Origin of the sequence: Rhizobium sp. WYCCWR 11146 (genome assembly GCF_013591995.1) — a bacterium.
Classification (GTDB): Bacteria; Pseudomonadota; Alphaproteobacteria; order Rhizobiales; family Rhizobiaceae; genus Rhizobium; species Rhizobium indicum.
The window spans coordinates 213925-231942 of the sequence record NZ_JACCEY010000024.1; the positions used below are offsets into that span (position 1 = coordinate 213925).

Sequence of the window (18018 nt, forward strand, 5' to 3'; positions counted from 1 at the left end):
TCGCCACATTTTGGAATTTCAACATTATACAAACAATGGTGGGTAACTATGAAGGTTATTCTCGTCATCGTCCTCACGGCGCTTGCCGTGCCCTGTGAGGCAGACATGCTCGTTACGGCATCCAAGTACAAAAGCATGCACGAACGTTCCATCTCCTTCCTCAGCATCAATCCGCGCAGAGTATCGTGGTGCGGGGCGTTCCTGGCCTTTGTCGCCAAGCGATCTTCGCGGCAACCGCCGCCCAACCCCAACATGGCGGCGTCCTGGAGGAAGTTTGGCAAACCGGTCGGTGTCCGCTCCGCCAGGCGAGGGGATGTCGTGGTGATCCGCACCGGCCGGCGCTTTCATGTGAGCCTGTTCGATCACATCGACCAGCGCCGGCAGTACGTCTACCTGTTCGGCGGCAACCAATCCAACCGGGTCCAGCTGTCGCGCTATCGCGCCAGCTCGGTGGTCGCCGTGCGACGATGATGTTGGGTGAGAACCCGGGTGAGAACTCACCCTCCTCCAAACCTGGGTGGCGGCGGGAAAACAGGCCTTACGCCTTGCGCGCCCTGATGTGGAGGAAGATCGGCGCGATGCGGGTATCGGCGACCATTGGCTCGGCGAGCGCCACCTCGACTGACGCCATGGGCTCGCCGAAAGCGTCGATCGTCAGCCCCGCTTCGACGATCATCGACACCCAGGTCGACAGCGTCCGGTGAAAACGCGGAATGGCAAAGGGCGTCAGCGTCGCCCGTTCTTTCTCGGGGATGGAGGAAAAAATCCAGCGCTCGACCCGGCCGTCGCTCTCGTCGAAATAATCGGCAATCTCAACGGCGACGGGCTCGCCGGCCTGATTGCGGATGTTGCGGCGCGTCGGCGGCACAAAGCAGGGATGCAGGATCGAAAACTGCAGGAAGCCGCCCGATTTCAGGACGCGGTGGATGCCCTTCAGCACCTGGCTCTGATCGGCCATGTCCATCATCGACATGAAGGCGGTGACGAAATCGAAACTCGCCTCCGGGAAATCGATGCTCTGGCCGTCGCCGAGCACGTATTCAATGCCGAGCGGCGCTTGCGTCTCGGTCTCGCGGGCATAACGAATGAAGGTCGGGGCGATGTCGAGACCGATCATGCGGGCGCCGAGGCGAGCGACGGCGCGGGTGTTGGAACCTTCGCCGCAGCCGAGATCGAGCCCGGCAAGGCCCGCCACCGGCGGCAGCATCTTCAGAAAAGCCGGCGTGTTCAGCGCGTCGCGATACTTGTCGTAACCGGCGCGGCTATAGATCGTCCAGGTCTCGGCATTGCTCTCCCAATGGGCGGCGACATCATTGGCGTTCATGGCTCTGCTCCTTGCTCGATCTGGATGGGCGGGGAGCTATAGGCGGTGCGGGTGACAATGGGAAGACAGGCCGTCCACTGTAAGTTGTTCACGCCTATGGATCATGACCAAGTTCGCGTGCACTATCATGCGATCGAGAGGATAGGGGGCTGCTGTGTCCGACGAAGTGATCATCCGTGAGCTGGTCGGCCTCGATCAGACGATGACAATTTTCCCGCTGTACAGCCAGGTTAGTCGCCTGAGTGAGGCCGTGGTTTGCCAACGACTTTCAGCCATGTTCGCACAGAGCAACTACCGCTGCATAGCAGCCTACATCGACGAACGGATGGTGGGTGCGTCGGGTTTCTGGACCGGCACTCAGTTGTGGTGCGGCAAGTATGTCGAGGCGGATAACGTCGTGGTGGACAGCGCTCTCCGCGGTCAAGGCATCGGCGGCAAGATGATGGCGTGGATCGAGGCGGAGGGGGAGCGGATTGAATGCGCGGTGATCCGCATCGCCATGGTGCTGGGCAGGGAGCGTACGCACCAGTTCTACGCGAGAAACGGCTACTTCGACGACGGCCTGTTGATGGTGAAAGCCCTAAGTCGCGGTGCGGCCGAGTTTCCGGAATATGTCTCTCAACAAGTTTGACTGTCGGCCCCACAGATTGGCCGCAAGTTGTCACCAGTGGCGCGCCCGCCTTCTTGTTCGGGGCGGCGATTCTGCGGTCGGATGACCGAGCTTAGAGATGCCGAGGCACCTTTGCCTTCAGCAGCTGCACGAGCGCGGGATCCATGAAATCATAATCATCAGGAATATGAAGGCAGACCAGCCGCTTGTCCTTGAGAGCTGACCGGTACTTGCCCTGGACTTTCGCACGGTGAGCCTTCTCCATAACGAAGACGATATCGGCCCATTCGATCAGTTCGTTCGATAACGGATTTTCGGCATCATTGTTAGTGCCTGCCGAGGAGACCTCGATATCAGGCCAACTCGCGAAGACCTGTTCCGCCGTCGGGCTTCGAAGCTTGTTCTGACTGCAGACGAACAGGACGTTTTTCACGTTTTCTCTCTTCAAGTGAACAGAGCCGGCGATAGCACAATTCCGTGCCCGGGCGAACCAAGGCAGTAGTTGCGTCAGCCGCCGCTCACACTCTTGAACGCGGCGATGATGCTTTGGGCGGCGAGCTGCGCCTCATCCGATGTCGTCTGGAAATTGGTGACCGAGAGGCGCAGGACGTCGCGGCCGCGCCATTTGGCGCCGCCGGCGAAGATCATGCCGTCCGCCTGAATCTTTGCGATCGTCTTTCGCGTCAACGCGTCGCCTTCTTCGGAGGGCAGGTCCGCTCCGAAGCGGATGACAAGCTGGTTCAGTGCCACCTCGTTCAGAATGGCGATGCCCGGTTGCTGCGACAGGAGATCGGCCACCAGCCGCGCTGAGGCGCAGCACTGGTCGATCAAGGCCGCGATACCGTCGCCGCCGAGATGTTTCAGCATCGCCCAGGTGGCAAAGCCGCGCGCTCTTCTCGAAAGCTCGGGCACGTAATGGGAAGGATCGCGTTCGCCTTCGCCGGCGAGTGGCAGGTAGCTCGCGGCGATCGTCATGACGCGGCGATGGGCGAGCTCGTTGCGGACGATCGCATAGCCGCAATCATAGGGCGTCTGCAGCCACTTGTGGCCGTCGGTCGCCCAGCTGTCGGCCGCTTCGATGCCGCGGCTGAGGTGGCTGGTCTTTATTGATGCCTGCGCCCAGAGGCCGAAGGCACCATCGACATGCACCCAGGCGCCTTTCGCCTTCAAGAGCGGGATGATGGCGAAATCGTCGAAGGCGCCAGTATTGATCTGCCCCGCCTGGAGAACGGCGATGACGGGTCCAGAGACAGTATCGAGCGTGCCCGCCAGCGCGGCCGGGTCTATCCTTCCCATCGCGTCGGTGGGCAGGCGCAGCACGCGATCATGCCCGAGGCCGAGGAATTGCAACGCGGAGAAGACGGTCGTGTGGGCGTCGTCGCCGATCAGCACGGTAATCTCAGGCGCTCTGAACAGGCCCTTTGCATCGGCATCCCAGCCCACCTGGCGCAGCACCTCGCCGCGGGCGGCGGCAAGGCAGGTGAAGTTCGCTACCGTCGCGCCGGTGACAAAGCCGACCGAGCTTTCGGCCGGCAGCTTCAGGAGATCGAGAAGCCATCTTGCCGCGACGGTCTCGACGGCGGCCGCGGCCGGGGCGGCGACATGGTTTCCGGCGTTCTGGCCCCAGGCGCTGGTGAGGAAATCGGCCGCGACGCCGACCGGATGGGAGCCGCCGATGACCCAGCCGAAAAAGCGCGGCCCAGTGGTTGCATGCAGCCCGGGTTCGGCGCCGTCCGAGAGACGCCTGATGACATCAAGCATATCGGAACCGGCCGCTGGCAACGGCTCGTCGAAACAGGCAAGCGAGGCTGCGTAGTCATGGGTGGGCATATGGCGAGCCGGCGCTGCCTGCCGGAATCCTGCCGCAAGGCGGGCGGCTTCCTGAAACAGAGATGCGATTGCCGTCATGCGGATCCCCCTGCCGCCACCGATCCTGGAGGGCCTCACCCTCGAAAGCAGGCTGCCGGCACACGCAATCTAGCCCATATCGCCGAGGCTGTCTTCGCCTGGCAGATCTCGGATCTGGGTTCCGGGGCCTTCCTTGGGCTTGCCGAGACCTCAAGACAAATTGAGCATCGGGGAGGCGCTTCCTAAATATCTACAATAACTACCTTATCCCGTTCTGTGCATTTTTGAAATTTCGCGGCTCTTGTTGAAAATGATTGCCTTCGCTTCAAGTATCGTTCAATGATGTGGAAATATCATTTGCGCCATTGTCAAGTTGGCGCTGCCAATCAGCGAGGGATATGCACTGAAATATTTCCTTCTCTACGCGCTGACATGCACGTTGGTCGGGATAGTTCTTCTCTTCATCATCCATGAAGTTGTACCGTTCACGATCGACAAGCCAACCGATCAATCGGTGGCCGACTCAACTGATGAGCCAGTTGCCGGGCCAACCGAGCAATCGGCGGCCCGACCAACCGGCGAGCCGTTGAACGCGGCAACCGGCCAGCCGGTGCCGGGGGCAACTGGCAAGGCGGTGCCCAGGCAAACAACCGATCAATCCGCCGTCCAGCCAGCCGATCCCCTGGTCGTCCGATCCACCGGCCAGCCGGTCGACGGGCCAGCCCGTGAACCGGTCGTCGGGCCAACTGGCGAACCGGCTGCGAGGCCGACCGATCAATCGGTGGTCGGTCCGACCGGCGAACCGGTCGTCCGGAAGGGTGGCCGGCTGGGGAGTCCGGCGCAGTGACCGGCGCCTGAGATGACGGATTTCCGTTCGATTTCGTAACTTCGAACCTATGCTGAACTAGGAAGCCTCCTGGCACCGGTTGCATCGGCTGAGGCCATCTGTATTGACAGTACCTTTCATCATCTCGCAGGAGGTCCCGATGGATGGAAGTGGCACGACGATCAGGCATGTCAGGGCAGACGAAGTGGAGGCTTTCCGGCGCATCCGTCTGGAAGCGCTTCGCACCGAACCGTCCCTCTTTGCAAGCCGCTACGAGGACTGGGAGGCTCTTTCTCTCGAGGAATGGCGCAATCGCCTGAATGAGCCGGTTTTCATCGCCTTTCAGGGTGACGAACCCGTCGGCATAACCGGCCTAGTTCGGCAGCGGTCGAGCAAGATGGCCCATCGCGCGACGATCATCATGGTTTACGTGAGAAGGAGCCTGCGCGGAACGGGCCTTGCCGGCAAGCTGCTCGGCGCGGTGGCCGATCACGCGCGCGATATCGGCATCCTGCAACTGGAACTCTTCGTCAGTGCAGAAAACCCGCCGGCAATACGTTTCTATCAGCGGGAAGGCTTCTCCGAGATCGGCAGGATTCCCGGCGGGGTTCTGGAGGAGGGCAGGGAGATCGACGACGTCATGATGGCTCGCCGTCTGGTCGGTTAGTCTCACGCGGATGTTTCAGCGCATATCGGCTTGCCCAGCCTGTTGACCTCAAGCGGGGTTGGGGTTGCAGCATGCCGGCATGGGCTGGAGGTTTGGCTGTGACGAAAATTCTTAAAGACGAGGATCTGGTCGGCGGCGCGCTGATGGTGGTCGCGATCGATGCGCTCGAGACCGCTTTTCTCGCGAGGGCCGGCAATCGACTGATCTCTCCACCCCGGCACCATGTCTCATTTCCCGATCGAGGCGATCTCGTCTTCACCGTCGGCGGCATCCTCGGCAAGAAACCGCTTGCGGGCTTCCGGGTCTATGAAACATTCGAGGGGGTGGAGCATTCGCAGATCGTCACTGTGTGGTCGGCCGACGACGCGAAGCTCAAGGGCATTATTCTCGGAGAGCGTCTCGGCAACCTCAGAACTGGTGCGATCGGAGGGCTCGCCATCCGGCATCTCAGCGCGCCTGACGCCGGCATCGTCGGGATCCTCGGCAGCGGAGCGCAAGCGCGAACCCAGCTTGCCGCGGCGGCCGCCGTTCGAAAACTGGACCGCGCCCGCGTCTATAGCCGCGACGAGAAAAATCGCGCCGCCTTTGCAGCTGAGATGCAGCAGGTCTTGGGTATTGAAGTGGAGCCTGCCGGCAGCGCCTCGGAAGCCGTTGATGACGCCGACATCGTCATCTGCGCGACGACGAGCCGAACGCCCGTCATTCATGCCAGGGATCTGAAGCCCGGCGTGCACGTCAACACCGTCGGCCCGAAAACGTGTGAGGGATACGAACTCGGCCTGGATATCGCCAATGTCGCAGCCGTGATTGCGACGGACTCTTCCGAACAGACGCGCGCCTATGCTTCGCCCTTTTTCCTGGCCGGCTCCGGCAATGAGCACCGCATGGCCGACCTTGCCGATATCATTGCCGGGAAAGCGACCGGGAGAGGATCGCCTGGCGATACGACGCTGTTTTGCTCCGTCGGGTTAGCTGGAACCGAAGTCGTCGTCGCTTCGGCAATCCTCGATATGCTGTGAGCCTGTTTCCCCTATTCACGCCAGGCCCAGCACATCCCCCATGGTGTATTCGCCGGGTGCGCGCCCTGCGATCCAGCGGGCGGCGGCAAGCGCGCCGCGCGCGAACATGCCGCGATCGAGAGCCGAATGCGAGAGCGTCAAGACTTCCTCGGCCGCGGCAAACAGGACGCTGTGTTCTCCGACGAGCCCGCCGGCCCGCAGGACGGCAAAGCCGATTTCGCCGGGCGGGCGCTCGCCGGTGATGCCGTCACGCCCGCGCCGCTCGACGGATGCGAGGGAAACGCCGCGGCCTTCGGCCGCCGCTTCGCCGAGCATCAGCGCCGTACCGGACGGCGCGTCGATCTTCCTGTTGTGATGGGCTTCGAGGATTTCGATATCCCAGCCATATGCGGGAAGGGCGCGCGCCGCCTGAGTGACGAGGCCGACCAGCATGTTGACGCCGATGGAGAAATTGCCGGAGCGCAGGATCGGAATCGCGCGGGCGGCTTCTGCGATCCGGTCGAGCTCATCCGGCTCGAAACCCGTCGCTCCGATCACCAGGGCCGGTCCGCCGGCCGAAGCGCACAGGCCGGCAAGTTCGTCAGCAGCACGTCCCGTCGTGAAATCCAGGATCACGTCGGCCGCTCCGATCGCAGCCGAACGTTCGATCAACCCGGCGCCCGCGGAGCCCTCGCGGCCGATGCCGCCGACGAACGCAAAATCCGGATCGGCCGCCAGCAGTGGCAGGATGGCGCGCCCCATGCGGCCGTTCGCGCCGGCGACGGCTATTTTGATTGGTGAGGTCACGGACTTTCCTTGGCTCGCGATATTTCCAACGGACGGCTGTTTGCATCGGCATTACGCCGGCGAATGGATCTGCCACTACCGCACTTGCGCTTCCGCGGCAAAGCAGGGATCTCCTCTGGTCAGCTGAGGCTTACCAGTTGCCGGGGTCGGCGGTGTGATCGATGCTGGCGAATTCGTCGGCCTTTTGCCGATCCAGCTTCACCTCCGTGGCAACCTTCGTCTCGTCGACGACCGAGTAGCGGTCGGGGATCGGTCCCGTTGATAGTTCCTGATACAGGAGCAAAGCGGCCTCCTCGGCGGTGTCGGCCTCGATCTCCCGGGTGATTGATACGGTGAACTTGTGCATGGCTTCGGCCCTCTCGATCGGTGCGCCGGCGTGTGCGTGGCTTGCACAGTCTGACACGAGTTTTGTGTCGATGACACTAAAACTGCTCGCTTAGAATTTGATTCATGCGACGGCTTCAGGTCTTTGTTTTTATGAATGTCGTGGTGCCAAGCCGCCGCACAGTTTTGGGCGAACTCAGCCGAGGAGATAGATCATGCGCCTGAATCAAGTAACAGTTACGATGCCTGACCTCGATGCGGGCTGGAACTTCTACTGCGCTTTCGGTCTCAGGCCCATCGTCGACGCTCGTCCTCGCTATGCACGCTTCGTCTGCCCGGACGGGGACAGCACCTTCTCCCTGCATCAGGGCGACAGTGGCGGTGGCGGAACCACAGTGTATTTCGAGTGCGAGAACCTGGACGAGACAGTCGGTAGCCTCAGCGAGGCTGGTCTTCGTTTCGTCACCGGGCCGGAGGACAAGAGTTGGCTCTGGCGTGAGGCCGAGCTGTTCGACCCCGGCGGCAACCGCATCATCCTTTATTTCGCCGGATCGAATCGCACCGATCCGCCATGGCGAGTGGATAAGGTGGACCGCCCGAAGTAGGGCCTTGGCGCCTGCCTATCCCGGCCATTCTCCGAATTGACGAATCGCGGCCGCCTCGGCATCTTTGTTTCGGCGTGGCCTAACGCCGAACCTCCCTAGACCTTCCCCAGCAGGGTCTTCAACCGGAGGCAAAGGGACTTTCGTCTCGGGTCGTGATCCTTGGTCCTGATGTTTCGGGCCTGTTGCTGGGGAACGATGTCCGGAACGTGAGAGGCCCTGATATGACTGAGAATGGGAATTTCAAACGGCGGGTGCGTGCGCGCGCCGCCAAGACGGGCGAATCCTACACGACCGCCCGCATGCATGTTCTCCCCAAATCGGCGAATGACGCAGCGCCTGAGGTGAAACGCCTGCGTCTCGCCGTGGCGCAGACCACTCATGCAGACGATCCCCGCGATATCGACAAGCTTCGCCAGAGCGGCCAAGAGATGCGCCTGCTGATGCGGCAGGCGCGAGAGGCGGGCGCGCGGCTCATCCACTTTCCCGAAGGGACAACATCATCACCGAACAAGCGCATCATGTCGGAAATCGGGCCGCGGGAGATCGGGCCCTCCGATTGGCGACGGTTCGAATGGGCCGTGTTGCGTGAGGAGCTGGATGCAACGCGCAAGCTGGCGCGCGAGCTCGGCCTCTGGACGGTCATCGGCTCGGTGCATCCGCTGACGGCGCCGCACCGGCCGCACAACAGCCTTTATGTCGTCTCCGATCGCGGTAAACTGGTGACGCGCTACGACGAGCGGCTGCTGTCCAACACCAAGATCTCCTTCATGTACACGCCGGGTTCGATCCCTGTCACCTTCGAGGTCGACGGCATCCGCTTCGGCTGCTCGCTCGGCATGGAGTGCAACTTTCCTCAAATTTTCACCGAATACGAGCGGCTCGATGTCCACTGCGTGCTGTTTTCGTCCACTGGGGGGACGTCGGCCAATGATACCTCCTTCGCCGCCGAGGTGCAGGGGTATGCGGCGAGCAACAGGTACTGGGTGAGTTTCTCGATACTCGCACATCCCGGCCTAGTTGATCCCGTGTCTTCCGGGATCGTCGCTCCCGGTGGCCGGTGGGCTGCGCAATGCCCTACGGATGGAACGGCTGCGATATCGCTTGCCGATATCGACGACAATCCCGGGGATATTGCCCGGCCATGGCGGCGCAAAGCGCTGGGCGGCCTCTATGAGCCGCATCGCGTTGACGGCGACCCACGCAGCGACGCGCGGGATATGTTTTAGAGCCGTGTCGCGCCGGCAAAGCGGGTAGAGACGATGCTGACCGCATTTGCGAAATTGTAACCCACGGTTCCGCAGCCGCCTGCATACTCTCTTGGTATCTCTGACGAGCACAGGGATGAGGGAGGAGAGATGTGGTGGCGCGCCTCCACCAATTCAGCGCTCGGCAAGTACATGCGTGAAATCGCTCGGACCGGGCTGGAGAAAGACGGTTTGCCTCTTATTTCAGTGGGCAATGCGAAACGAAGAGCGAAAGGACTGCGCAATGGCAAAGAACACGATCTGCGTATGGTACGACAAAGACGCTGAGGCTGCTGCCCGCTTCTATGCCGCGACTTTTCCCGACAGCGCCGTGGGTGCCGTTATTCGGGCACCGGGAGATTATCCTGACGGCAAGCAGGGAGACGTCCTGGTCGTGGAATTCATCGTTGCGGGTATTCCCTGCATCGGCCTGAACGGCGGTCCTGTGTTCAAGCATAACGAAGCCTTCTCCTTTCAGATCGCAACCGACGATCAGGAAGAAACCGATCGTTACTGGAACGCCATCGTCGGCAATGGCGGCCAGGAAAGTGAGTGCGGCTGGTGCAAGGACAAGTGGGGTGTGTCCTGGCAGATTACGCCGCGCATCCTCTCCGAAGCGCTGGCGGCAGGCGGTGGCCAGGCAAAGCGTGCTTTTGACGCGATGATGACCATGAGGAAGATCGACGTCGCGGTGATCGAGGCCGCCCGGCGCGGCTGAGGCAGCTTCGCGCAGAACGATCTTTTACCAGGGGCTCGCATCTGATGCGATCCGGCCCGGTGGCGTCTTCGCGGTCGGCTCAAAACCAGAGATCGCGTACGCAGCGCCCCTTGGACGGAAGGTCTTCAAACGTATCCAGGCCATCGAAATGATCGATAGTCAGATCCTGAACGATATCCGGCGGCGCAAGCCGGATGTTGACAGCCATGCGCCGGCGGCCATCCTTTCGAAGCCGCAAGCCGCGCCAACTCAAGACACAGGCGCAGGAAGGGCAGAACAATATTTCGAGAGACGGCTCGTCCCTGTCGGCGCGGGTGTAGGAGGCGGTCTCACCGATGAGAGCGATGCGCTCTCCTTCGTAGTCATAGGCCCACAGCGTGCCGTAGCGTCGGCAGAGCGTGCAGTTGCAGGCGGTAATCGAGCCCGGATCACCTTCGAGTTTCCAGCTTGCCTTGCCGCAATGACATGAGCCCGTCAGCATGAGCGTCGGTTCGATCCTGCTCTCTCTTCAAGGACGGCATCCTGCCTCAATCGCGCGATGATCGCAATTGGGCGATCCAGGTGCCAGGTCTTATGCTATCGGCGGCTCAAGTGCCTTCCTGTCTCGGGGCCGGACGACTTCCGCTGTCAGCGCGGGTTTTATCTATCGCGTTATCCATGGATGCCTGCAGGAGCCTTATCAGCCAGGCCACGCCTTCGTCACGTATTGCCGCCTTCGGCGCAGTCGCGTTGATGGCGAAGCGTCCGAGTGACAGGGGAGGATTGACGCTGACGACGCCGAACCGCGCGGCATGCATTTCGACGAAACGGCGTGGCAAGGCCGAGATAAAGTCGGTTTCCGCAAGCACGGCGAGCGCGAACATGAAGTTCGGGACCGTCAGGGCCACTTGCCTGGAGCATCCATGGCTGGCCAATACATTGTCGACAAAGCCATGTGTATCGCCCAGATGCGAGACCACAAGGTGCTGCATGGCGCAATAGGTGGCCAGTGTCTGATCTGTCAGAAAAGGGTGGCCCCGACGCGCAGCGATGACAAAATCCTCCTCGTAGAGCAGCAGGCATGCAAAGCGGACCGGAAACTCGGCCTGAGGAATGATGGCGATGTCCATGTCGCGGGCTTCCAACGCGGCCAACGCATCGCGCCAAGCCAGATCAGGCGATGGCTCGCCCTGTCTAGGCAACAATTGTCGGACGCTGATTGCGATGCCGGGAGCAGACTTGGCCAATAGATCGAGCAATGGCGGCAAAAACACTGACGAAACACCATCGGGCGCGCCGATCGTAAATCGTCGCTGAGAGCGGGCTGGATCGAATGGCTCCGCTGTCGCCACCACGCTGCGAACACGTGCCAATATATCGGCGATGGGGGCTGCAAGTTGCTCGGCCCGATCTGTCGGAACGACACCCTTCGGTGTTTTGAGAAACAGCGGGTCACCCAGCAGCATGCGCAGCCGACCAAGACCGTGACTGATGGCCGAAGGCGAGAGGTTCAACCGCTGCCCCGAACGCCCGACATGGCGTTCCTCAATGACAGTCTCGAATAGCACGAGCAGGTTGAGATCGATTCTGGAGAGATCAATTTGGTTCAGCATATCGATGAAATCGTATCATTGGATTCATCATCATGAAAGTGAGAAATAACCATCATTCCGGTATTGCCGGCCACCGAAGGGAATATCCAATGTCCTCTTTCAAAAACAAAACGGCGCGCGGCGACCAACCCGTGCGCGAGGCCACAACCATATCCCGGCGAGCCGCCCTGACGATGACGATCGCTGCAACAGGGCGCGTCGCGCATGCCGCCCCGGCATCCGATCAGGCGTTGCCAGGCATCATCCGCCGCACGGAACAACAGGCCGCGGCTTTCATGGCCGGCGACATGACAAGGTGGGCGAGCCTCATCCAGCTCGATGACGATTTCACCCTGATGCAGCCATTCGGCGGCCCGGCCAGCCATGGCTTCGACGACTGTCCCGAGCATCTGGCCGAACTCGCTCGGTACTTCCGCAACGGCGGCGGAACCCTGGAGGTGGAAAAGTCCTATGTCTGCGGCGATCTGATCGTACTGGTGATGATCGAGCGCCAGCATGGTGAGGTTGGCGGCCTGCCGGACCAGAACTGGTCGCTGCGCGTCACGCAGGTCTATCGCCGGCATGGATCGGACTGGCGGCTCGCCCATCGTCACGCCGACCCCCTGGTTGGGAAGATCTCGCTGGAACAGGCCGCAGCCCTGGCCCGAGGCGAATGATGTCTGTCCGGATTTGAAAACGATCGCCTTGCGGTGGACCCCGGCTCTCGTAGGGTAGCGGCTCTTTCTTAGATTCTCTGAAATTTCTAATTGAGTTCGCGGCTGGAGGATGGTTTTCTGCGACCCAGCGTAGCTGAGTCCACGCCTCCTCCCGATTTTTGATCCGAGCGGCCCATGTCGATTTCAGATGCGATCTATCGTCCCTTCGAAAGCCTGATCCGGCCGCTCGATATCCCTTACCGACCACTGCCGTCGAAGGGGCCGGTGGCGGTACTCCTGCATTTCATCTCGATGTTTCGGGGTGTGCTGATTGCGCTGGCATTTTGCTCCATGGTGTTCGAGGCGATCAACCTGACAATCGTCTGGGGACTTTCGGTCATCGTCGATGGTGTGACACAACACGGCGCTCCCGCCTTCCTGCGCGATGAATGGCTGCTGCTGACCATTCTCGGGTTCCTGATTTTTCCGGTCATGCCGATCATGTCCTTCATGCTCAATACGCTGAAGTCGCACACGCTCGGCATCGGCATGCCGGCTGCCATTCAGTGGCAGGGCCATAAGGCTGTCGAGCGGCAGGACCTTGCCTTCTTCCATGATCTCTATGCCGGCCAGGTTTCCTCACGGCTGCAGCAGGTCTCTTCCGCCGTCCAGCAGCAGATCCTCGCGGCATTCCAGTCCATCCCACGCTTCCTGATGCAACTGGTTGGCTCCGTGATCCTGCTGAGTGCGCTCGCGTGGCAGCTTGCCCTGCCTGTCGTCATCTGGATCGTGCTCAATGTCGTATTCACCGCCAGGATCGTGCCGACCTTCGTCGAGCGCTCGCGCCGCACCGCGAAGCAGCGCAGCCTGGTCGCCGGCGCCATCACCGATCTCTATACCAACATGCAGATGATCAAGCAGTTTGCGGCTGAAGATAGCGAGGCAGGCGCGATCCGCCGCATCATAGGAAAGGCTGTGCAGACGCAGCACAGCGAACAGCGCATCTATCGTTCGTCGGAATTGACGGTCGTGGTTCTCAACACGCTGCTGTGGCTGACCATGCTGGCGATTGGATTTTCCGGCCTCGTCAAAGGCTTTCTCACGATCGGCGAATTCGTCGGCTCGGTTTACATTCTCAACCGACTGTCGTCGCAGATCTTCGTCTTCCTGCAGATGGGCCAACAGATCTTCCAGGCAATCGGCACGATCAAGGATGCCATGCCTGTTATGACGACACCGCCCACCATCACCGACCGGCCGGGTGCGGCAGACCTCGCTGTCAGCAGCGGTGAGATCCGTTTCGACCATGTCCGCTTCGCCTACAAGTCCGGCAAGCCTGTCATCGACGATCTGTCGCTGACAGTCCTGCCCGGTGAAAAGGTTGGCCTTGTCGGCCTCTCGGGCGCCGGCAAGACCACGCTCGCCAACCTGCTCCTGCGCTTTTATGACATCAAGGACGGCGCGATCTTCATCGACGGGCAGGGCATCCGCGCCGTCACCCAGGCAAGCCTTCGCCGCTCCATCGGGGTCATCGCGCAGGACGTCGCGCTGCTGCACCGTTCGGTCGGCGACAATATCCGTTACGGCCGGCCGGAGGCGACGAAGGACGAGATCGAAGCGGTGGCGAAGATGGCAAGCGCCGATGCCTTCATCGCCGATCTTTCCGACGGCGAAGGCCGCAGCGGTTATGAGGCCTTCGTCGGCGACCGCGGCATCAAACTGTCAGGCGGCCAGCGCCAGCGCGTAGCCATCGCCCGTGTTCTCCTGAAGGACGCGCCGATCCTGGTGCTCGACGAGGCGACCTCCGCCCTCGACAGCGAATCCGAAGCCGCCATCCAGGAAAGGCTCAACCTCGTCATGGAGGCAAGACGGTGATCGCCATCGCCCACCGCCTGTCGACTATCGCCAGAATGGACCGGATCGTCGTGATCGATCACGGGCGCATCGTGGAGGAGGGCAGGCCGGACGAACTGGTCGAACAAGACGGTCTATTTGCCCGCTTGTGGAAACGCCAGACCGGCGGCTTCATTCCCGAAGCGATCGACGAACTCTTGCCGACCTCGCCTGCGGCCTGAGCGGCTGGTCCTCACGTAAACCGGGATAACATCAGCGGACTATGAGCAGGCGACTGCCGATGAGGATCAGGGCGGCGCCCATCACGCGCTCGATGCCGGCCTTGAACCGCAGGAAGCTGGCGGAAACGCGCGGGTTCGAGAAGAAAAAGGCCAAGCCGCAATACCAGAGCGCCGAAAGAAGGAAGCAGGTCAGGGCGATGACGCAATAAAGCCAGACAGGCGCATGTGCGGGGATGACAAGCGCAAAGATACTTCCGAAGAAAGCCACTGATTTCGGATTGGTCATACTCACGACGTAGGCGCGGCGCATCGCGGAGCGCCAAGTGACTTCGGTCGGCCCGGTCGTGCTCAAGGGTTTGGCCGCGCCGCGGATCATCTTCAGGCCCAGCCAGATCAGATACAGCGCGCCGACCACCTGCAACGTTATATGCAGCCAATCGAAATGCGTCAGCAGAAAGCCAAGCCCCGCCATCGCCATGATGGCCCAGGTCAGGGATGCGATCGCAAGTCCGAGACCCGCAAAAAGCCCGGCTGTGCGTGATACCGTCATGCTTGTGTTGGTGACGATGATGAAATTCGGTCCGGGGCTGACGAGGGAGACGATGTAGACGCTGACGAGCAATGCGAGTGAATCGATATATTCCATCCGGCTTTCCTACTTTGCAGGCCGGGAGCCTATGCGAAGCAGGCGGTTTTTGAAAGGCTCGCCCTCCCAAGCATGATGCATCCGTGTTGGGATTGGCACCTTCTCTATCGCCGCGCCCCTTGACGATGGCGGCGACCGTCCTGCCTATTGCCGGCAAGGGAATCCGGGGCAGGGTGCCTTTGGCCAAATGCGAGTGCGCTATTCAACAAGCCCGAAGATAGGGCCGTAGCCGCCGTGCCAGGACCAGTCGTTGCGGCCCATTGCCGGATTGTAAAGTCCGACGCCTCGTCCGCCATCGAGAAATAAGGCATCGGAGCATTTCAGATGGTCGCGGAAGAGCCGTGCGAAATGGTGGAAATTCACCCCGTCTTCGCTGATCGCGAAGCGAACCGCGCCGCGCTCACAGGTTCCGACACCGCTGCGGCGGGTCCGGTCTGTCGAGCCGACCATGAAGATCGGGTTCAATTTGTTGGCGATGACAAGCATCGGACCGGATTGGGTGGCGAACCGCACCTTGGCCCGACGCTTCAGAAATTCATCGGTTGGGAGTATCCCGGCGCCTGCCTCACTGAGAAAGAATACGCCGTTTGGCTTCTTATAGAAATTCGGTACCTGGCCCGAGGAGCTTTTGGCTTCTGTCGTATTGGCAGGTTTTAATTCCCTGCCGTTCTCGACATAGAGTCCCATCGGCGAAAAATCGGCACGATACATCCCGGCGTTAACGGCGAAAGTCAGCGTTTGCCCCTCGGCGCGAACGGCTTCGGCTAGGCTTGAAAAAGTGCGGTATGGCGCGCCATCGGCGTTCGTCCAGAACAATCGCAGGTCGGCTTTGCCCGGTTCCAGCGTGCAGACGACGTATTTCGCCTCTTCGAAGGTTTGCTGTTCGCATTGTTCAGCATGCGCTTGATGCAAGAATGTCATCGTTGCTGCCAGCATGATGGCGGCGGCGAGTATGCCGTGTTTGAGAGAGGTCATCGGTGCCACATCCTTGAGCTGCTTACCATGTGCCTGACAAAGCTGCGCAGGCAAGAAGCACCCCCGTCAGGATATTCGCGAGGAACAGGCGATAATTCATGTCCGGGCGGGCAAGATCGATCCGTCGGGTTTGCCAGGCAAGATGGACGGCGATCATCAGCATTCCGATCGCATAAGGCGGCGACATCTCCAACAGCCAGCCCCCGAGCGACCACGCGCCGACCGCCAGAGCATAGAACAGGCCGATCAAGGTCTTGCCGTGCCGGCCGAACAGGATTGCCGTCGATTTCAGGCCAAGACGGGTGTCGTCCTTCAGATCGACATAGGCATAGATCGTATCATAGCCGATCTGCCAGGCGATGGCCCCGGCCCACATCAGCACGGCGCCGACCGGGATATGTCCAGCAGCCTCGGCCCATGCCATCAGCATCCCCCAATTGAACGCCGCGCCCAGGACGGTTTGGGGCCAGTGGGTGAAGCGCTTGCAGAGCGGATAGACGAAGACGAGCGGCAGCACACATATCGCGATGAGGCGGGTATAAGGCGTCAGGAAAAACAGAAGCGAAGCTGCCAGTGCGAGCTCAGCAGTCAGGAAGACAAAGGCCGGCAGCGTGGCGATCTCTCCGCTTGCCAAGGGCCGAAAGCGGGTCCGCTCGACATGGCCGTCAAACTTCCGATCGGCGATGTCGTTGACCGTGGAACCGGCGCTTCTCATCAGAAGAGCGCCAAGAGAGAAGATCGCCAATTGCCTGAGGTCCGGGAGACCGTGGGATGCCTGGATAAGGGCGGCCCAGCACGGGAAGAGAGTCAACCATATTCCGACCGGGCGATCCAGCCGCGCCAACCGCGTATATGGGCGCCATGCGGCCGGCAGCCGGCGATCCACCCAGTCGCCACGGTGGATATCGCTGAGATCGGGGCGGCTCAGAGTCGTCATGATGTGATCCAAATTTCCTGTCGCAAATAGCCGTGAAGCCTGAGGTTTTTGTCGCCATCGGCGTTGCCCAGAATAGGAATTTTTGCAGACACGGCAATAACCGTCGGTTTGCGATTGATCGCTGACCTTCTGCGGAAAATGCAGCTAGCTGTTCTTGTTGCGTTCACATGCTTGCGATATGAATTCTCCCGATCTTGGAGCAGCGAAAGGAAAGATCATGAGTGTCTACGCAACCGTCGGCGCAATCGATTCCGTCAAATCGAATGGCTTCTATGATGCGAGCTTGGCAACGATCGGATGGAGCAAACATGAGGACTTTCCGGGATGGCGCGCCTATTCCGAAGGCGGGAAGGGGGAGGGTTTCGTTCTATGGGTTTGCAAACCGTTCAACGGCGAGCCGGCGAGTGCCGGAAATGGCTCGATGGTTGGTTTCATGGCTAAGTCCCGCGCCGAGGTGGACGCTTTTTACGATGTTGCCATGACCAACGGCGGAACGGACGAGGGCGCGCCTAATCTACGTCCGCACTACGGGCCGAACTGGTATTCCGCTTACGTGCGTGACCCCGCCGGAAACAAGATTGCGGTCGTCCACAACGGCTGAATATGACGTGGGTGCCTTGCTGATGATAGACGGCTAGATCGAACCCGGTGCCGATCCCGACGCGAAGGTCGAGGGAAGCTCGGCATGGGGCCGCCTGCCGCGAGATAAGCTGTCGACGCGCTTGGCTTCATCCAATTCTGCATAGGCCGATCCAGCAGGACTGTTTCGATCCTATTGTGGACGGCGATGCCGGGACATTCAATCTCTACCAGGCAGTACGGGCGGTGCCGAGCGCGGTCGTATGAGAGGATGAGACCTGTGCGACGTGTGTCTTGAGCGACACGACGCAGTTTCCCGGAAAGCTCAGATTGTGCAACGTCAAGTGTTTCAGCAATGTGTCCGCGTCGCGCTTTTCTGTTAGCGGAAATGTCACAGTCATGCGAGTTCTCCAACGAATAAACTGAGCATCCGCAATAATTAATGTCTAAATTCTTTTGCGTCGCAACAAGAAAATTTTAACGATAAAATTAAAATCGATTAACTTTCGAGTTGCTGTTTTTAAAATCGTTTGAATTGGTCGCGCTTCTCCATCCTAACCGCTCGTTTCGTCCGGTTTCCGCCGGGCGAAGTGCTGAGGAGAAGGCGT

Annotated in this window: 21 protein-coding genes and 1 pseudogene; 11 read left to right on the forward strand and 11 right to left on the reverse strand. The window is 60.6% G+C overall.

The features are described 5' to 3' along the window. Nucleotides 1–48: 48 nt before the first annotated feature. On the forward strand, nt 49–471 hold the full coding sequence (locus tag HX899_RS20845; RefSeq protein WP_138334759.1) for a TIGR02594 family protein: 423 nt from the start codon (nt 49–51) through the stop codon (nt 469–471). A gap of 67 nt (nt 472–538) precedes the next feature. On the opposite strand, the gene HX899_RS20850 is transcribed toward HX899_RS20845, so the two are convergent. Continuing rightward, nucleotides 539–1324: a class I SAM-dependent methyltransferase gene (locus HX899_RS20850; RefSeq protein ID WP_181293276.1), complete on the reverse strand. Its 786-nt coding sequence runs from the start codon at nt 1322–1324 to the stop codon at nt 539–541. A 154-nt stretch (nt 1325–1478) separates the two neighbouring features. On the opposite strand from HX899_RS20850, the gene HX899_RS20855 reads away from it, so the two are divergent. Next, a complete protein-coding gene (locus HX899_RS20855) occupies nt 1479–1955 on the forward strand; it encodes a GNAT family N-acetyltransferase (protein WP_181293277.1) in 477 nt (158 codons plus the stop codon). A gap of 91 nt (nt 1956–2046) precedes the next feature. Here the strand turns inward: HX899_RS20855 and HX899_RS20860 are convergent, their stop codons facing one another. After that, nucleotides 2047–2367, reverse strand: a complete 321-nt coding sequence (locus tag HX899_RS20860) for a low molecular weight protein tyrosine phosphatase family protein (RefSeq protein ID WP_181293278.1) — start codon at nt 2365–2367, stop codon at nt 2047–2049. Nucleotides 2368–2441: 74 nt separating this feature from the next. Next, a complete protein-coding gene (locus tag HX899_RS20865) occupies nt 2442–3842 on the reverse strand; it encodes a pyridoxal-dependent decarboxylase (protein ID WP_181293279.1) in 1401 nt (466 codons plus the stop codon). A gap of 313 nt (nt 3843–4155) precedes the next feature. Between HX899_RS20865 and HX899_RS20870 the strand changes: the two genes are divergently transcribed. The 3 genes from HX899_RS20870 to HX899_RS20880 all read left to right on the forward strand — a co-directional run bounded on the left by HX899_RS20870 (nt 4156) and on the right by HX899_RS20880 (nt 6294). Beyond that, nucleotides 4156–4629, forward strand: coding sequence for a hypothetical protein (locus tag HX899_RS20870; RefSeq protein ID WP_181293280.1), 474 nt, complete (start codon nt 4156–4158; stop codon nt 4627–4629). 139 nt (nt 4630–4768) lie between these two features. Then, nucleotides 4769–5275: a GNAT family N-acetyltransferase gene (locus HX899_RS20875; RefSeq protein WP_171598258.1), complete on the forward strand. Its 507-nt coding sequence runs from the start codon at nt 4769–4771 to the stop codon at nt 5273–5275. A gap of 98 nt (nt 5276–5373) precedes the next feature. Then, nucleotides 5374–6294, forward strand: a complete 921-nt coding sequence (locus tag HX899_RS20880) for an ornithine cyclodeaminase family protein (RefSeq protein WP_181293281.1) — start codon at nt 5374–5376, stop codon at nt 6292–6294. A gap of 15 nt (nt 6295–6309) precedes the next feature. On the opposite strand, the gene dapB is transcribed toward HX899_RS20880, so the two are convergent. Continuing rightward, entirely contained in the window at nt 6310–7080 is a 771-nt protein-coding gene (gene dapB / locus HX899_RS20885; RefSeq protein ID WP_181293282.1) for a 4-hydroxy-tetrahydrodipicolinate reductase, read from the reverse strand. 130 nt (nt 7081–7210) lie between these two features. Next, nucleotides 7211–7426: a hypothetical protein gene (locus HX899_RS20890; RefSeq protein ID WP_181293283.1), complete on the reverse strand. Its 216-nt coding sequence runs from the start codon at nt 7424–7426 to the stop codon at nt 7211–7213. Nucleotides 7427–7619: 193 nt separating this feature from the next. On the opposite strand from HX899_RS20890, the gene HX899_RS20895 reads away from it, so the two are divergent. The 3 genes from HX899_RS20895 (at nt 7620) to HX899_RS20905 (ending at nt 9971) form a co-directional block, all read left to right on the forward strand. Beyond that, nucleotides 7620–8009, forward strand: a complete 390-nt coding sequence (locus HX899_RS20895) for a VOC family protein (RefSeq protein ID WP_181293284.1) — start codon at nt 7620–7622, stop codon at nt 8007–8009. A 221-nt stretch (nt 8010–8230) separates the two neighbouring features. After that, complete coding sequence (locus tag HX899_RS20900; protein WP_181293285.1) at nt 8231–9235, forward strand: carbon-nitrogen hydrolase family protein; 1005 nt, start codon at nt 8231–8233, stop codon at nt 9233–9235. Between the two features lie 262 nt (nt 9236–9497). Next, nucleotides 9498–9971, forward strand: a complete 474-nt coding sequence (locus tag HX899_RS20905) for a VOC family protein (RefSeq protein ID WP_181293286.1) — start codon at nt 9498–9500, stop codon at nt 9969–9971. Nucleotides 9972–10050: 79 nt separating this feature from the next. On the opposite strand, the gene HX899_RS20910 is transcribed toward HX899_RS20905, so the two are convergent. Together HX899_RS20910 and HX899_RS20915 are read right to left on the reverse strand one after the other, a co-directional pair. Then, complete coding sequence (locus tag HX899_RS20910) at nt 10051–10452, reverse strand: GFA family protein (RefSeq protein ID WP_138334746.1); 402 nt, start codon at nt 10450–10452, stop codon at nt 10051–10053. A 106-nt stretch (nt 10453–10558) separates the two neighbouring features. Then, the gene (locus tag HX899_RS20915; RefSeq protein ID WP_181293287.1) at nt 10559–11563 is read right to left on the reverse strand and encodes a LysR family transcriptional regulator; all 1005 of its coding nucleotides are present in this window, start codon (nt 11561–11563) and stop codon (nt 10559–10561) included. A gap of 89 nt (nt 11564–11652) precedes the next feature. Between HX899_RS20915 and HX899_RS20920 the strand changes: the two genes are divergently transcribed. Both HX899_RS20920 and HX899_RS20925 read left to right on the forward strand, forming a co-directional pair. Then, entirely contained in the window at nt 11653–12219 is a 567-nt protein-coding gene (locus tag HX899_RS20920) for a DUF4440 domain-containing protein (RefSeq protein WP_181293288.1), read from the forward strand. A gap of 174 nt (nt 12220–12393) precedes the next feature. Continuing rightward, nucleotides 12394–14273 (forward strand): annotated as a pseudogene (locus tag HX899_RS20925) (ABC transporter ATP-binding protein). 31 nt (nt 14274–14304) lie between these two features. Here the strand turns inward: HX899_RS20925 and HX899_RS20930 are convergent. The 3 genes from HX899_RS20930 to ubiA form a co-directional block, all read right to left on the reverse strand. Further along, entirely contained in the window at nt 14305–14919 is a 615-nt protein-coding gene (locus tag HX899_RS20930) for a LysE family translocator (RefSeq protein ID WP_181293289.1), read from the reverse strand. Nucleotides 14920–15117: 198 nt separating this feature from the next. Beyond that, nucleotides 15118–15894 carry a phosphodiester glycosidase family protein gene (locus tag HX899_RS20935; protein WP_181293290.1) on the reverse strand — a complete coding sequence of 259 codons (777 nt, stop codon included), beginning with the start codon at nt 15892–15894 and terminating at the stop codon, nt 15118–15120. 22 nt (nt 15895–15916) lie between these two features. Beyond that, a complete protein-coding gene (ubiA, locus tag HX899_RS20940) occupies nt 15917–16831 on the reverse strand; it encodes a 4-hydroxybenzoate octaprenyltransferase (RefSeq protein WP_138334741.1) in 915 nt (304 codons plus the stop codon). 217 nt (nt 16832–17048) lie between these two features. Here ubiA and HX899_RS20945 point away from each other — a divergent pair, with 217 nt between their 5' ends. Beyond that, entirely contained in the window at nt 17049–17432 is a 384-nt protein-coding gene (locus tag HX899_RS20945; RefSeq protein ID WP_138334740.1) for a VOC family protein, read from the forward strand. 205 nt (nt 17433–17637) lie between these two features. Here HX899_RS20945 and HX899_RS20950 read toward each other — a convergent pair whose 3' ends face one another. Beyond that, the gene (locus tag HX899_RS20950) at nt 17638–17811 is read right to left on the reverse strand and encodes a hypothetical protein (protein ID WP_180193918.1); all 174 of its coding nucleotides are present in this window, start codon (nt 17809–17811) and stop codon (nt 17638–17640) included. Nucleotides 17812–18018: the final 207 nt, after the last annotated feature.

What these genes read in the sequence shown, in the direction of transcription:
- HX899_RS20865 (WP_181293279.1), bottom strand. Translation starts at nt 3,842, where the DNA reads ATGACGGCAATCGCATCTCTGTTTCAGGAAGCCGCCCGCCTTGCGGCA.
- HX899_RS20945 (WP_138334740.1), top strand. Translation starts at nt 17,049, where the DNA reads ATGAGTGTCTACGCAACCGTCGGCGCAATCGATTCCGTCAAATCGAAT.
- HX899_RS20915 (WP_181293287.1), bottom strand. Translation starts at nt 11,563, where the DNA reads ATGCTGAACCAAATTGATCTCTCCAGAATCGATCTCAACCTGCTCGTG.
- HX899_RS20950 (WP_180193918.1), bottom strand. Translation starts at nt 17,811, where the DNA reads ATGACTGTGACATTTCCGCTAACAGAAAAGCGCGACGCGGACACATTG.
- HX899_RS20895 (WP_181293284.1), top strand. Translation starts at nt 7,620, where the DNA reads ATGCGCCTGAATCAAGTAACAGTTACGATGCCTGACCTCGATGCGGGC.
- ubiA (WP_138334741.1), bottom strand. Translation starts at nt 16,831, where the DNA reads ATGACGACTCTGAGCCGCCCCGATCTCAGCGATATCCACCGTGGCGAC.
- HX899_RS20875 (WP_171598258.1), top strand. Translation starts at nt 4,769, where the DNA reads ATGGATGGAAGTGGCACGACGATCAGGCATGTCAGGGCAGACGAAGTG.
- HX899_RS20930 (WP_181293289.1), bottom strand. Translation starts at nt 14,919, where the DNA reads ATGGAATATATCGATTCACTCGCATTGCTCGTCAGCGTCTACATCGTC.
- HX899_RS20850 (WP_181293276.1), bottom strand. Translation starts at nt 1,324, where the DNA reads ATGAACGCCAATGATGTCGCCGCCCATTGGGAGAGCAATGCCGAGACC.
- HX899_RS20890 (WP_181293283.1), bottom strand. Translation starts at nt 7,426, where the DNA reads ATGCACAAGTTCACCGTATCAATCACCCGGGAGATCGAGGCCGACACC.
- HX899_RS20920 (WP_181293288.1), top strand. Translation starts at nt 11,653, where the DNA reads ATGTCCTCTTTCAAAAACAAAACGGCGCGCGGCGACCAACCCGTGCGC.
- HX899_RS20905 (WP_181293286.1), top strand. Translation starts at nt 9,498, where the DNA reads ATGGCAAAGAACACGATCTGCGTATGGTACGACAAAGACGCTGAGGCT.
- HX899_RS20910 (WP_138334746.1), bottom strand. Translation starts at nt 10,452, where the DNA reads ATGCTGACGGGCTCATGTCATTGCGGCAAGGCAAGCTGGAAACTCGAA.
- HX899_RS20845 (WP_138334759.1), top strand. Translation starts at nt 49, where the DNA reads ATGAAGGTTATTCTCGTCATCGTCCTCACGGCGCTTGCCGTGCCCTGT.
- HX899_RS20935 (WP_181293290.1), bottom strand. Translation starts at nt 15,894, where the DNA reads ATGACCTCTCTCAAACACGGCATACTCGCCGCCGCCATCATGCTGGCA.
- HX899_RS20900 (WP_181293285.1), top strand. Translation starts at nt 8,231, where the DNA reads ATGACTGAGAATGGGAATTTCAAACGGCGGGTGCGTGCGCGCGCCGCC.